General features: G+C 71.2%; 14 protein-coding genes. 5 read left to right on the forward strand and 9 right to left on the reverse strand.

Annotation, left to right across the window (positions count from 1 at the left end; genetic code table 11):
- Positions 1–155 precede the first annotated feature (155 nt).
- Positions 156–992: an alpha/beta hydrolase gene (locus QMK28_RS25290; RefSeq protein ID WP_443050818.1), complete on the reverse strand. Its 837-nt coding sequence runs from the start codon at positions 990–992 to the stop codon at positions 156–158.
- Between the two features lie 138 nt (positions 993–1,130).
- On the opposite strand from QMK28_RS25290, the gene QMK28_RS25295 reads away from it, so the two are divergent.
- The 3 genes from QMK28_RS25295 to QMK28_RS25305 all read left to right on the forward strand — a co-directional run bounded on the left by QMK28_RS25295 (position 1,131) and on the right by QMK28_RS25305 (position 3,630).
- Entirely contained in the window at positions 1,131–2,297 is a 1,167-nt protein-coding gene (locus QMK28_RS25295; protein WP_326441891.1) for an adenosine deaminase, read from the forward strand.
- 144 nt (positions 2,298–2,441) lie between these two features.
- Positions 2,442–2,750, forward strand: a complete 309-nt coding sequence (locus QMK28_RS25300; RefSeq protein ID WP_326441892.1) for a hypothetical protein — start codon at positions 2,442–2,444, stop codon at positions 2,748–2,750.
- 148 nt (positions 2,751–2,898) lie between these two features.
- Positions 2,899–3,630: a hypothetical protein gene (locus tag QMK28_RS25305; RefSeq protein ID WP_326441893.1), complete on the forward strand. Its 732-nt coding sequence runs from the start codon at positions 2,899–2,901 to the stop codon at positions 3,628–3,630.
- A 301-nt stretch (positions 3,631–3,931) separates the two neighbouring features.
- On the opposite strand, the gene QMK28_RS25310 is transcribed toward QMK28_RS25305, so the two are convergent.
- The 5 genes from QMK28_RS25310 to afsQ1 all read right to left on the reverse strand — a co-directional run bounded on the left by QMK28_RS25310 (position 3,932) and on the right by afsQ1 (position 8,079).
- Positions 3,932–4,135: a PspC domain-containing protein gene (locus QMK28_RS25310; protein ID WP_326441894.1), complete on the reverse strand. Its 204-nt coding sequence runs from the start codon at positions 4,133–4,135 to the stop codon at positions 3,932–3,934.
- Between the two features lie 81 nt (positions 4,136–4,216).
- Positions 4,217–4,801 (reverse strand): VanZ family protein, encoded by a 585-nt coding sequence (locus QMK28_RS25315; protein ID WP_326441895.1) that lies wholly within the window; start codon positions 4,799–4,801, stop codon positions 4,217–4,219.
- Between the two features lie 52 nt (positions 4,802–4,853).
- Positions 4,854–5,666, reverse strand: a complete 813-nt coding sequence (locus QMK28_RS25320) for a hypothetical protein (RefSeq protein ID WP_326441896.1) — start codon at positions 5,664–5,666, stop codon at positions 4,854–4,856.
- Positions 5,667–5,704: 38 nt separating this feature from the next.
- Entirely contained in the window at positions 5,705–7,405 is a 1,701-nt protein-coding gene (locus QMK28_RS25325) for an ATP-binding protein (protein ID WP_443050816.1), read from the reverse strand.
- Complete coding sequence (gene afsQ1, locus QMK28_RS25330) at positions 7,402–8,079, reverse strand: two-component system response regulator AfsQ1 (protein WP_326441919.1); 678 nt, start codon at positions 8,077–8,079, stop codon at positions 7,402–7,404. The genes QMK28_RS25325 and afsQ1 overlap by 4 nt, the downstream gene beginning before the upstream one ends.
- 217 nt (positions 8,080–8,296) lie before the next feature.
- On the opposite strand from afsQ1, the gene QMK28_RS25335 reads away from it, so the two are divergent.
- A complete protein-coding gene (locus QMK28_RS25335) occupies positions 8,297–9,094 on the forward strand; it encodes a SigE family RNA polymerase sigma factor (RefSeq protein ID WP_326441897.1) in 798 nt (265 codons plus the stop codon).
- A gap of 198 nt (positions 9,095–9,292) precedes the next feature.
- On the opposite strand, the gene QMK28_RS25340 is transcribed toward QMK28_RS25335, so the two are convergent.
- Positions 9,293–9,916 (reverse strand): ATP-binding protein, encoded by a 624-nt coding sequence (locus QMK28_RS25340; protein ID WP_326441898.1) that lies wholly within the window; start codon positions 9,914–9,916, stop codon positions 9,293–9,295.
- A 128-nt stretch (positions 9,917–10,044) separates the two neighbouring features.
- Between QMK28_RS25340 and QMK28_RS25345 the strand changes: the two genes are divergently transcribed.
- A complete protein-coding gene (locus QMK28_RS25345) occupies positions 10,045–10,437 on the forward strand; it encodes a hypothetical protein (RefSeq protein WP_326441899.1) in 393 nt (130 codons plus the stop codon).
- A gap of 225 nt (positions 10,438–10,662) precedes the next feature.
- Here the strand turns inward: QMK28_RS25345 and QMK28_RS25350 are convergent, their stop codons facing one another.
- Positions 10,663–11,529 (reverse strand): aldehyde dehydrogenase family protein, encoded by an 867-nt coding sequence (locus QMK28_RS25350; RefSeq protein ID WP_326441900.1) that lies wholly within the window; start codon positions 11,527–11,529, stop codon positions 10,663–10,665.
- Positions 11,522–12,952 carry an aldehyde dehydrogenase family protein gene (locus tag QMK28_RS25355; RefSeq protein WP_326441901.1) on the reverse strand — a complete coding sequence of 477 codons (1,431 nt, stop codon included), beginning with the start codon at positions 12,950–12,952 and terminating at the stop codon, positions 11,522–11,524. Before QMK28_RS25355 ends, QMK28_RS25350 begins: the two co-directional genes overlap by 8 nt.
- Between the last annotated feature and the right edge of the window lie 2 nt (positions 12,953–12,954).

Here is a 12,954-nt window from a genome sequence, read left to right on the forward strand (position 1 = left end):
CCGCAACGGCACCTTCTACGAACCCCGCACCGCCAAGAACGTCGAACTCGCCGCATGAACCCGACATGGACGAATCATCACAAGACAGGCAGCTCGGGGTTGACGAAAGACATAGGGGCACCCCCCCCGAACCGCCCCGCGCCTACCCCCGGCGCCTACCCCCCGAACCCCACAGCCAACGGCATCCGCAACCCCAACGGCGGCGGCGCAGCCAACGCATCCGTGACCGGCCGCGAATACCCCCGCCCAGCCAGCGACCCGAGCACGAAGTCGACGGCCAACGCCTGGACTTCGGAGCGATGCTGATGCAGGGAGTGCCCGTCCGAGTGGACCTCGAAGCGGCAGGTATCGCGATTGGCCTTCTTCGCGCGTTCGGCGAGCCGGTACGACAGGTCAGGATCGGTCCGCTGATCGTTCGTGCCGTGGACGATCATCACCTGTCGTCCCACCAACTGCTTGACCGGTTCGGGTTCCGCCGCGTCGGCGACGGGCGGCAGCCAAGGAGAGATCGCCAGCACCGAGTTGACCGCAGGATGCCCGGCGGCCCACAGCGCGGCCCGGCCGCCCAGCCCCGTACCGGCCAGACAGACCGGCACGTCGCCGTAGCGCCGCAGCACCTCGTCCGCCGCCCATTCCGCGTCGTGCGCGGTATGCGCGGCGGCCCCGTTCCAGCCGCGGCAGCGGTAGTGGACCAGGTGTACGACCAGCCCCTCGGCCCGCCCCGCCCGCTCCAGCCGCCGGGCCAGCGGACGCAGGGCGGCGACGCTGAACGAGGAGGCACGCCGGGTGCTCACCGGCTCACCGCCGGGAAGCAGCAGCACCACACCGCTGATCGTCCGGTCGCCCTCAGGGACACCCGAGGAACCGGAGGCCAAGGCGCCCGAGCCCCGTCTCTGCCCGAGCCCCGATGCGCGCTCTATCGCGCGCCCCATCGCGCGCTCCGTCACACGCGCTGTCACCCGCGCCGTCGCGCGCCCCGTCGCGCGCCCCAACCGAGCGCCCCGAACCGGCAATGCTTGCTGAGACATGGCAGAACGATGGCAGACGCGGAGGTGTACACCACCGCGCCGGAGGGTCACCATTCTGTATCTATCCGAGAGATCTACGCGCGTAGGCGCTAGAGTGCCGAGATGACGAGCCAGACCCTCAAGCACGCGACCCCCGAACAGATCCGCCGCGCACCCAAGGTGCTGCTGCACGATCACCTCGACGGGGGCCTGCGCCCCGGCACCATCGTCGAGCTGGCCCGCGAGACGGGCTATGACGGATTGCCGGAGACCGATCCGGACAAGCTCGGCATCTGGTTCCGCGAGGCGGCCGACTCCGGCTCGCTGGAGCGCTATCTGGAGACGTTCGCGCACACCTGCGCCGTCATGCAGACGCGCGAAGCGCTGGTCCGGGTCGCCACGGAGTGCGCCGAGGACCTCGCCGCCGACGGCGTCGTCTACGCGGAGATCCGTTACGCCCCTGAGCAGCACCTTGAAGGCGGGCTCAGCCTCGAAGAGGTCGTCGAAGCCGTGAACGAGGGCTTCCGGCAGGGCGAGCGGCTGGCCCGCGAGGACGGCAACCGGATCAGGGTCGGCGCGCTGCTGACCGCGATGCGGCACGCGGCCCGCGCTCTGGAGATCGCCGAACTCGCCAACCGCTACCGCGACCTCGGCGTCGTCGGCTTCGACATCGCGGGCGCCGAGGCGGGCTTCCCGCCCACCCGGCACCTCGACGCCTTCGAGTACCTCAAGCGCGAGAACAACCACTTCACGATCCACGCGGGGGAGGCCTTCGGGCTCCCGTCGATCTGGCAGGCGCTGCAGTGGTGCGGCGCGGACCGGCTCGGGCACGGTGTGCGCATCATCGACGACATCGAGGTCGCCGAGGACGGCTCGGTCAAGCTCGGCCGGCTCGCCTCGTACGTCCGGGACAAGCGCATCCCGCTGGAGCTGTGCCCGTCGTCCAACCTGCAGACCGGCGCGGCGGCCTCTTACGAGGAGCACCCGATCGGACTTCTGCGGCGGCTGCATTTCCGCGCGACGGTGAACACCGACAACCGTTTGATGAGCGGCACCAGCATGAGTCTCGAATTCGAGCACCTGGTACGCACCTTCGGTTACACACTGGACGACATGCAATGGTTTTCTGTCAATGCGATGAAGTCCGCCTTCATTCCTTTCGATGAACGTCTCGCGATGATCAATGACGTGATCAAGCCGGGATACGCCGAGTTGAAGTCGGAGTGGCTGTTCCGCCAGACGGTCACCACACCCGCCTTCACCAGCGGTTCCAAGGGCGCGGAAGGCTGATCGTACGAATTGCGAATGCGGCCGTGAGTATCAACTCGCGGCCGCTTTTCGTTGTTTGCACAGGGTTGTCGGTGCTTGCAATGGGTGAGTTCGCGTGACTACGTTGCAGTGCCGCTCAAGCCCCCATCACGAGGATGATTTTCGATGAAGCAGGGAACCATCAAAACTCTCGGTGTCGTCGCGCTCGGCGCCGCAGCCGCCGTCGCCGCAGCAGGCAGCGCTTCCGCCGCCGGCACCAGTCTCGACTCGGTCGTCGGCTCGGTGCACTCGCTCCCGGTCCAGCAGGTCGCCAAGGTGATGCCGGGAGTGGTCAACTCCCTGGAGTCCGGCACCCACGCGCTTGGGGACGCGGTCAAGGGCAAGGGCGGCAAGGGCAAGGGCGGCAAGAGCCCGGTCGCCAGTCTGATCGGGGGCCTCCCGCTCGGCAAGGCGGCTGGCGGCCTCGGCGGCTGACCACCTGTGACTCCCGCGTACCGCTCACCGGAACCGGTGGGCGGTTCGCTGCGTCGTATGCCAAGATCGCGCATGGTCGGCAGCACTGGTCAAAATACTGGTCAACTGCTGGCCGAACATTCATCAACGGGGTACGGGAGCACAGCACATGCGAGTAAAGGCGACCGGGCTTGCCGCACTGGTCACGATTCCGGCTCTGCTCCTGGCCACGGCCTGTAGCAGTGACAGTTCCGGCAGCGGAGACAAGAAGAAGGACCAGGGACAGGAGTCGGCCGACGAGGCCGCCAAGCCCGCCGCGGCGACCGGCACCACCCTGACCAAGGCGCAGTTGGACAAGGCCGTCCTGGCGAAGGGCGACCTCGCCGGCTTCGCCGTCGCGGCGAGCCCGTCGAAGACCGACGAGAACCCGAAGGTCGACTCGCCGCAGTGCCAGCCCATCATCGACGTGATGGCGGAGAAGGCCAGTCCGAAGGTCAAGGACGCGGTGAACCGCGGCCTGAGCAGCAAGGCCACTCCGGGCATCGGCTACGCCGACGTGCTGCGCTCGTACACGGCGGAGGACGCCCAGCAGACCGTGGCCGACCTCAAGAACGCGCTGGTCGGGTGCGCTTCCGGCTTCGGCGCCGTCTCGCAGGGCCAGAAGGTGAAGTACAGCGACGTGAAGCAGATCCAGCTCGCGAAGGCGGGCGACGAGTCCGTCGGCTTCCAGCTCACCGGCGAGGGCGGCGGGCAGAAGATCCCGCTGAACTACGTCGTGGTGCGCGAGGGCGCGACGCTGGCCATGTTCATCGGCATGGACCTGGGGGCCAAGAAGCCCGTGAAGGTCCCGCAGGAACTGGTGAACAAGCAGGTCGAGAAGATCGCCGCCGTCAGCGGCTGACCTAAGGCAGGGCTTGCCGCCACGGCACCGCACGCCGTCCTGGGCCGGCGCACGCCGCCGACACCGCACCGTGCCCCCGCCCCGTACCGTCCTCACGGACCGGATGGGGGCGGGGGCGCGGCCGTGTCCCGGCACCGCGGACCTTGGAGGGGCTCGGCCGGGACGGCTCTGCGGCGGGTGCAGCCAGGCTGCGGCGGATGCCGCCGAGCTGCGGCGGCCGCCATCAGGCCTGGGCAGATGCCACCGAACCTCGGCGGACGTCACCAAACCTGGACGGATGCCCACCGAACCTCGGCGGGCGTCACCAGGCTTCGCGATAGTCCTTCTCCGCGGGCAGCAGCGCCCAGAGCGCGAGGTAGAGCAGGAACTGCGGACCGGGCAGCAGACACGAGATCAGGAAGATCACCCGCATCGTGTTGGCCGAGGTGCCGAAGCGCTGCGCCAAGCCCGCGCACACTCCGGCGATCATCCTGTTGCTACGGGGGCGGACCAGTGCGGCGGACATGGTGGGTACTCCTAGTCGTCGGCTCGGGAAACTCTTTCGATGTCTCCAAAGTAGTTTCCCGGCCCGCCGAGGCGCGTCGCTCTAGGGTGCGATACCGACCCTGGGGATCGTCGGGGTAGCCCCCTGCGGGGCGTCATCCCGAGGGAGGGCGGTGCTGTCGGCGAACCGGTCCCGCAGCAGGAGGGGCCTGTGACCAGGGGCGCGCTCCCGGCGGCGCAGCCCGGCCCGCGCGGCGGGGACCAGCAGCAGATGCGCGAGCGCCACCCCGACCGTGTTCAGCAGGACCGCGTCCACGTCGACGACTCGACCCGGTACCCCGGTCTGCGCCACGGTGATCGCCAAGGACACCAGCGCGCCGGTGCACACCGTTCGGGCGAGCGAACCGAGCGGTGGGGACTCCAGCCGCCCCGTCGCCATCGGCAGCAGCACACCCAGCGGGGCGAGCAGCAACAGTCCGGACCCCAGACTCTGCGCGGCCTGCCAGGGCGCCAGCAGCAGATCCGCGCGGATGCCCGCCAGCGGATGGAGGTTCGGCGCGGTCACCCACGGCACGGTCAGCGGGCGCAGCGTCAGCCAGCCGACGACGAGCAGATGCGCCGCGAGGAGTACTCGACCGGCGACGCGGAAGCGGGAGGCGGTGATGCCGCCGGAGCCAGGACGCTGCACGCTGAGGAGGACGACGGGGGCGGGGGATACGGTTCCGCCTCGTCGCCGCGGGTCAGGATGAGGGGGTTCGGCTCGGTTCGTCGCCGCTGTCCGGGCCGACCGGGTTGTCGGCGCTGTGCTTGCCGTCGGCGCTGCCCTTGCCATCCGCGCCATCCGCGCCGTCCGCGCCGTCCGCGCCGCCCGTACCGCCCGTACCGCCCGTACCGCCCGTGGGCTGGAGACTGCCCGAGGTCGGCGCGCTGTCCGGGTGGGTGCGCAGTTCCTCGGTGCACTCGTAGCGCCGCAGCGGATTGCCGCCGGGGCCGCCGAGCAGCACCCTGCGGTGCTCGTCGGCCGCCGCCGTGTAGGAGTACGAGCAGACGAGCTGGGCGAGGGCGAAGGGCGCGAGCTCGTCGGGCAGCCGGCTGAGCCGCAGCGCGCCGGACGGGTCGTCCCGCTGCGGTCCCGCGACCGCGAGGCCGTCGGGCACGGCGCTGGAGAACCCGGCCTCCTGCTCGGCCGGCGCGGGCTCCTCCTGGAGCTCGCCGAGCAGCGCGCGGGCGATGCGCAGCCGGTCGGCGGCGTCCGGCGAGTCCGCGGAGTCGTGCTTCGCGGGCGGCCGGACGGTCCGGTACACCGCTTCGATCTGCGAGCCGCACACCAGGAAGACCTGGACGGGCGTACGGGCCGGGCCGTCCGGGGGCACGCTGTCCGACGGCACGTCGCAGGAGGCGCGGGCGGGCGCCTCCCCGGCGTCGACGGGCACCGTGGTGCCGCGGATGCCGCACCCGGCGGTGGCGGCGAGCAGCAGCAGCGCCAGTACGGGCAGGGCGCGGCCGGCGAGCCCGGGGCGCGCGGGTCCCGGGCGGGCGGGGCCCGGTCGCACGGGCGGCCCCGGGCGCGCTGACCCCGGGCGCGGCAGGCTCATCGCTTGTTCTCCTCGTCGGCGGGCGGACCGGTGTGCGGACGGCAGTGCGGTCCGGCGGTGTCGGGTCCGGCGCTGTCGTCGTCGTCATCGTCGGCGATCGGGTCGAGATAGGAGTCCCGGGGCAGCCGCAGGGTGAAGACCGCGCCGCCCTCGGGGGAGTTCGCGGCCGTGATCCCGCCCCCGTGGATGTGCGCGTTCTCCAGCGCGATCGAGAGGCCGAGTCCGCTGCCCTCCGACCGGGGCCGCGAGGCGCTCGCCTTGTAGAAGCGGTCGAAGACGTGCGGCAGCACGTCCTCGGGGATGCCGGGGCCGTGGTCGCTGACCTCGATGACCAGCTCGGCGCCCTCGGTGCGGACCGAGACCTTGACCGGCGAGCCGCCGTGCTTGAGGGCGTTGCCGATCAGGTTGGCCAGCATCACGTCGAGCCGCCTGGGGTCGAGCCGGGAGGTGATGCCCCGCTCCGCGTCCAGCTCGACCGCGTCCAGCCAGGCCCGCGCGTCGACGCAGGCGGTGACCATGTCGGCGACGTCGACCTCGTCGATGACCAGCCGGGCGGTGCCCGCGTCGAAGCGGGTGACCTCCATCAGGTTCTCCACCAGCTCGTTCAGCCGCCGCGTCTCGCTCACCACGAGCTGCACGGCGGGCTTGATCATCGGGTCGAGGGAGTCCGCCTCGTCCTCCAGCACCTCGCTCACCGCGGTGAGCGCGGTCAGCGGGGTGCGCAGCTCGTGGGACATGTCCGCGACGAACCGGCGGCTCGACGACTCGCGGGCGCTCAGCTCCTCGACGCGCTGCTCCAGCGATTCGGCGGTCCGGTTGAACGTCCGGGACAGATCGGCGAGTTCATCGGTCCCGGACACCCGCAGCCGGGTGTCGAGCTTGCCCTCGCCGAGCCGCCGGGCCGCTTCGCCGAGCCGCTGCACGGGGCGCAGCACGGTCGAGGCGGCGGCCTGCGCGAGCAGCGCGGAGCCGATCAGGGCCAGCGCGGTCGCGATGCCCAGCGACCAGGCCAGCGAGTTGAGGTCCTCGCGCTCGGAGGCGAGGGACTTGAGCATGTAGCCGGTCGGCCCGCCGCCGATCATCTTGGCGCCGCCGACCAGATAGGGGTCGCCGTGCACCGTTATCCGCTGCCAGTACAGGTGGTACGGGAAGGCGTTGGAGCCGTCCACAGGCCGCTTCTTGTCCACTGCGGTCCGCAGCGCGTCCGGCACATTGGCCAGGGTGAACAGGGCCGTGTCGGAGGAGACGGCGCACGGGCTGCCGTCGCTCCCGCGGTCGATCAGCACGACCTCGTAGCGCTGCGTGGTGTTCGCCATCTGCGAGGCGACGGACTGCAGCTCGTCGCACCGGGGCTGCGGCGGCAGCGAGCCCGCGTCGTCCTCCAGCGAGCGCCGGAAGTCGTCGAGCGCCGCGTTCTGGGTGCGGGTGAGCACCGCGTCGCGGTTCAGCCAGTAGGCGATGCCGGACGCGGACACCGCGGCGGTCAGCGCGACCAGCGCGAAGACGATGACGAGCCGCAGCCGCAGACTGGTCCAGCGCATGCTCGCCTGGACCAGCTTCCTGGCCGCCAGCCAGCCGCGCAGCCGACCGCGGGACCGGCCGACAACGGGGTCGGGCTCCGCCGCGGACGCCGGAGCCTGTTCCGAGGCCAGGCCCGCAGTGTGCTCCGCGGGCCTGCCCGGGGAAGGCTCGGTCACTGAGGGGTGTCCAGCCGGTACCCGACGCCGCGGACCGTACGGATCAGCGTCGGCGACGACGGCACGTCCTCGACCTTGGCGCGCAGCCGCTGCACGCACGCGTCGACCAGCCGCGAGTCGCCGAGGTAGTCGTGCTCCCAGACGAGCCGCAGCAACTGCTGCCGGGACAGCGCCTGTCCGGGCCGGCGGCTCAGCTCCAGCAGCAGGCGCAGCTCGGTGGGGGTGAGTTGCAGGTCCTCACCGTTCTTGGTGACGGTCATCGCCGAGCGGTCGATGACCAGGCTGCCGAAGGCCGCCGAGTCGTTCGACTCCCGCTCGCCGCGCCGCATCACCGCGCGGATGCGGGCGTCCAGCACCCGCCCCTGCACGGGTTTGACCACGTAGTCGTCGGCGCCCGACTCCAGACCGACCACCACATCGATGTCGTCGGTCCGGGCGGTCAACAGGATGATCGGCAGCTGGTCGGTGCGCCTGATGCGCCGGCACACCTCGAATCCGTCGATGCCGGGCAGCATCACGTCCAGCACGATCAGGTCCGGGCGCTGCTCGCGCAGCAGTTTCAGGCCGTCCTCGCCCGTCGCCGCGGTCACCACTCGGTGGCCCTGGCGGGACAGACCCAGTTCGAGGGCCGTGCGGACAGCGTCGTCGTCCTCGATCAGCAACAGGAAAGGCACGTTGGTCATTCTGTCTCATGGGGCCCCACGAGTTCGACCGTTGGAGCGCTCCCACGTGGTTCGCATACGGCGAACCGCCGGAAGAAAGCTCCTGTGACAGGCCTGTGACAGTCGGCAGACACCCCCATGAAACTGACCGGGCAATCTTTTGGTCACCGGTCGGAGCCAGGCCGGAAAGCACACAGACCGAGCAGACTCCACCGACGGGGGGCGCAACATGAACGCACTGCACACCGGCATCACCAGCGCAGTTGTTCACACACGCCTGCACACCATCGGCCGGAGTCTGGAGAAGTCCGGTGCTGTGAGCGGGCGGGGGTGCGCTCGCGGCACCGGGCGTCAGCGGCCGCCGTACATGGTGGCGATTGACGCTCCCACGGGGGGCAACGGGGGAAGCACTACCGGGGGGGACGACGGGGGAAGCGGTAGCGGGGGCGCCGCATCTCTCGGCAGTGGCGTGTACGGGGAGGTGCGGGGGGAGCGGAGCACCGGGTCGGAAGCGGAATTCACCGCCTACGTCCAGGCGCGCCGGGCCTCCCTGTACGCCACCGCTTATCACCTGACCGGCGACCGGTTCGAGGCCGAGGACCTGCTGCAGAGCGCGCTGTTCTCGACCTACCGCGCCTGGGACCGGATCAGCGACAAGGCGGCGCTCGGCGGTTACCTGCGCCGCACCATGACCAATCTGCACATCAGCGCCTGGCGCCGGCGGAAGCTCAACGAATACCCGACCGAGGATCTGCCGGAGACGGTGGGCGACCACGACGCGATGCGCGGCACCGAGCTGCGCGCCGTTCTGTGGCAGGCCCTCGCCCGGCTGCCCGAACTGCAGCGCACCATGCTCGTGTTGCGCTACTACGAGGGCCGTACGGACCCGGAGATCGCGGAGATTCTCGACATCAGCGTCGGGACGGTCAAAAGCAGCATCTGGCGCTCACTGCGCCGGCTGCGCGAGGACCAGGTGCTCAGTTTCGGCCGGGACGAGGAAGAGTCCTTCGGCGAACTGGTCGCCTGACCACGGGGGAAGCGGAGCTTGTCCTTCGGGGGAGGGGCAGGGGGCCGTCGTTCGGGGGAGCGGCGGATGCACGGGGGAGTACGCAGTGAGGCCGGGCGGCTGCCCGGCCTCACTGCTGTTTTTTTGCTGCTGTTCTGCTTGCGCGCTTGCGTGCGCCTACGTGGCTGGGTGGCTGCGTGCACCTGTGGGCAGCCGTGGCTACGTGCCTACGCGGTTCCGCTCCGCGTTCACGGCGGCTATCCGGGCCAGCGCCTCGTCGCGTCCGCAGGGGTGCGCGCCGAGTGCGGTCTGCCGCGCCACGATCGCCCGTTCGGCCCGCATCAGCCGCCAGCCCCGCCGCAGCAGCACGGTCACCGACTTGCGGCCCTCGCGCAGATCGCGCGCGAGCCGTCTGCGGAAGGTGGTGGAGGGGCGTCCGTGCAGGCACAGTGCGTCGGCGAGCAGGCCCAGTTCACGGCAGCGCGCGATGATGTCCGCGGCGAAGATGCCCTCCGCGACGAACAGGGGCGCGCGGCCGATGTCGAGCGCCCCCTCGGAGATGCGCGCGCTGGTCGCGATGTCGTACACCGGAACCGTCGTGCGCCCCGTACGGCACAGCGCGCCCAGCGCGGCGACGGCCGCCGACGCGTCCCAGGCCAGCGGCGAGTCCCAGTCCGTGCCCGCGCCGTGCGGCAGCCGCGGCAGGGTCGCGTCGTCGCCCTCTTTGTAGAAGTCGTCGAGATTCAGCACCGGCAGTCCCGTGCGGGCGGCAAGGGATGACTTGCCGGATCCGGACGGACCGGTCAGCAGGATGGCGCGCGCGGCGGGGGGCTGGGAGCTCACGGGGAGCCATTCTCCCGCATTGGGCCGTACGGGGTATCCCAGGGGCGTGACGTAGGGTCGCCCGGCGCCGCTCGACTACGCTGCGTTGTCGATCGATTACGCAACCGAGATTCTCTGGTAGGTGGCCCATGGCCTCGCACACACGTCCCAAGGTTTCGGCCGTTCCGCGCACACTGCTGCGCGCGGGGCTGATCATCACGGCGGCGGCCGGCGCGGCGCTCGGCGCCACCGGTGCGGCCAGTGCCGACGAGGCGGCGGGCCTCGATCTCGGCCGGGTGTCCAGCCAGGCCCTGCTGGGCGGGGTGGAGCACGGGCTGGCCGGCGGCGTCGGGCCGATCAAGCATCTTCAGATCTACCCGCTCGCCCGGACCGGCGTGGACCCGCTGGACAACGTCGTGGGCACCCAGATCGCCGACTTCAAGCCGATCAGCACCGGCCCCGTGACCGCACCGCTCACCAACGGCGGCGCGCTCGCGGACCTGCCCCTCATCGGCCCGGTCGCCTCGCTGCTCCCCGGCTGAGGTGCTGCCCGGCTGACGGCCGCAGGCCGCCGGTTCGGCTCGTGCCGGCCGGCCGGTGACATGCGGCCGGTGACATGCGGCCGGTCACATGCGGCCGGTCACATGCGAAAGCCCCGGCGGCCAAGGACCTCGCGGTCCAGGTCGTCGGGGCTTTCGCGTCGGTTGAGCCCGCGCTCGGCTGAGCTGTCGCGTCGGCCGGGCCGAAGTCTCGGCCGGCCGGCGCGCTCAGATGCCGATCGGGTGCCAGACGGTCTTCGTCTCCAGGAAGGCCAGCATCCGCCCGGTGCCCGGATCGGCGGACCAGTCCGCCGGCCGGGCGCGCAGGACGCGCTTGAGGTTGTCGGCCGCGGCGATCTGGAGCGCGAGGGCCAGCTCGGCGTCGTTGCCCGCACCCGCCAAGTCGATCGCGTTGACGTCCTGGTGGGCGGCGAGCGGGGCGGCGATCTCCGCCGTCCGGCCGGACAGCACGTTGACCACGCCGCCCGGCAGGTCGGAGGTGGCCAGCACTTCGCCGAGGGACAGGGCCGGCAGCGGCGCCTTCTCGGCGGCGACGAGCACGACCGTATTGCCGGTGACGATCGCCGGCGCGAGCACCGAGACCAGCCCGAGGAAGGACGACTCCTGCGGGGCCAGCACGGCCACCACGCCGGTCGGCTCGGGCGTCGAGAGGTTCAAGAAGGGGCCCGCGACCGGGTTGGCGGAGCCCGCGATCTGGGCGACCTTGTCCGACCAGCCCGCGTACCAGACCCAGCGGTCGATCGCGGCGTCCACCTGGGCCGCCGCCTTGGCCTTGGACAGCCCCTCGGCGTCGGCGACCTCCATCGCGAACTGCTCGCGGCGGCCCTCCAGCATCTCGGCGACGCGGTAGAGGATCTGGCCCCGGTTGTACGCGGTGGCCGCCGACCAGCCGCCGAACGCCTTGCGGGCCGCGACGACCGCGTCCCGCGCGTCCTTGCGGGACGACAGCGGCGCGTTCGCCAGCCACTTGCCCTTGCCGTCGGCCACCTCGTACACCCGCCCGCTCTCGCTGCGCGGGAACTTGCCCCCGACGAACAGCTTGTAGGTCTTGAGCACGCTCAAACGATCAGACATCGAGGTAAGCCTCCAGACCATGACGGCCGCCCTCGCGGCCGAAGCCCGACTCCTTGTAGCCGCCGAAGGGCGAGGCCGGGTCGAACTTGTTGAACGTGTTGGCCCAGACGATGCCCGCCCGGAGCTGGTCCGCCATCCACAGGATGCGCGAGCCCTTCTCCGTCCAGACGCCCGCCGACAGGCCGTACGGGGTGTTGTTGGCCTTCTCCACGGCCTCGTCCGGGGTGCGGAAGGTCAGCACCGACAGCACCGGGCCGAAGATCTCCTCGCGCGCCACCCGGTGCGCCTGCGTGACGCCGGTGAACAGCGTCGGCGCGAACCAGTAGCCGGAGCTGGGCAGTTCGCAGGCCGGGGACCAGCGCTCGGCGCCCTCCGCCTCGCCGGCGTCCGCGAGGGCGCGGATGCGGGCCAGCTGCTCGGCGGAGTTGATCGCGCCGATGTCGGTGTTCTTGTCGAGCGGGTCGCCGAGCCGCAGGGTGCCCAGCCGGCGCTTCAGCGCGTCCAGCACCTCCTCGGCCACCGACTCCTGCACCAGCAGCCGGGAGCCCGCGCAGCAGACCTGGCCCTGGTTGAAGAAGATGCCGTTGACGATGCCCTCGACGGCCTGGTCGAGCGGCGCGTCGTCGAAGACGATGTTCGCGCCCTTGCCGCCCAGTTCGAGGGTGAGCTTCTTGTTCGTGCCCGCGACCTTGCGGGCGATGGCCTTGCCGACGGCGGTGGAGCCGGTGAAGGCCACCTTGTTGACGTCGGGGTGCTCGACGAGCGCCGCGCCGGCCGCGCCGTCGCCGGTGATGATGTTGACGACACCCTTGGGCAGCCCCGCCTGGCGGCAGATGTCCGCGAAGAACAGCGCGCTCAGCGGGGTGGTCTCGGCGGGCTTGAGCACCACGGTGTTGCCGGTGGCCAGTGCGGGCGCGATCTTCCAGGCCAGCATCAGCAGCGGGAAGTTCCACGGGATGACCTGGCCGGCCACGCCCAGCGGACGCGGATCGGCTCCGTACCCGGCGTGGTCGAGCTTGTCCGCCCAGCCCGCGTAGTAGAAGAAGTGCGCGGCGACCAGCGGGAGGTCGGTGTCGCGCGTCTCGCGGATCGGCTTGCCGTTGTCCAGCGTCTCCAGGACGGCGAGCTCGCGCGAGCGCTCCTGGATGATGCGGGCGATCCGGAAGAGGTACTTGGCGCGCTCGGCGCCCGGCAGCGCGGACCAGCCCGAGAACGCCTTGCGGGCCGCCTTGACGGCTGCCTCCACGTCCGCCGCGTCGGCCTGCGCGACCTCGGAGAGGACTTCCTCGGTGGAGGGCGAGAGGGTCTTGAAGACCTTGCCGGCCGCGGCCTCGCGGAACTCGCCGTCGATGAAGAGCCCGTACGACGGAGCGATGTCGACGACCGCGCGGGACTCGGGTGCGGGTGCGTATTCGAAGGTCATGA

It is taken from the genome of Streptomyces sp. H27-D2, from assembly GCF_035828615.1.
GTDB lineage: Bacteria > Actinomycetota > Actinomycetes > Streptomycetales > Streptomycetaceae > Streptomyces.

What these genes read in the sequence shown, in the direction of transcription:
- QMK28_RS25295 (WP_326441891.1), top strand. Translation starts at nt 1,131, where the DNA reads ATGACGAGCCAGACCCTCAAGCACGCGACCCCCGAACAGATCCGCCGC.
- QMK28_RS25350 (WP_326441900.1), bottom strand. Translation starts at nt 11,529, where the DNA reads ATGTCTGATCGTTTGAGCGTGCTCAAGACCTACAAGCTGTTCGTCGGG.
- QMK28_RS25305 (WP_326441893.1), top strand. Translation starts at nt 2,899, where the DNA reads ATGCGAGTAAAGGCGACCGGGCTTGCCGCACTGGTCACGATTCCGGCT.
- QMK28_RS25310 (WP_326441894.1), bottom strand. Translation starts at nt 4,135, where the DNA reads ATGTCCGCCGCACTGGTCCGCCCCCGTAGCAACAGGATGATCGCCGGA.
- QMK28_RS25345 (WP_326441899.1), top strand. Translation starts at nt 10,045, where the DNA reads ATGGCCTCGCACACACGTCCCAAGGTTTCGGCCGTTCCGCGCACACTG.
- QMK28_RS25335 (WP_326441897.1), top strand. Translation starts at nt 8,297, where the DNA reads ATGAACGCACTGCACACCGGCATCACCAGCGCAGTTGTTCACACACGC.
- QMK28_RS25300 (WP_326441892.1), top strand. Translation starts at nt 2,442, where the DNA reads ATGAAGCAGGGAACCATCAAAACTCTCGGTGTCGTCGCGCTCGGCGCC.
- QMK28_RS25355 (WP_326441901.1), bottom strand. Translation starts at nt 12,952, where the DNA reads ATGACCTTCGAATACGCACCCGCACCCGAGTCCCGCGCGGTCGTCGAC.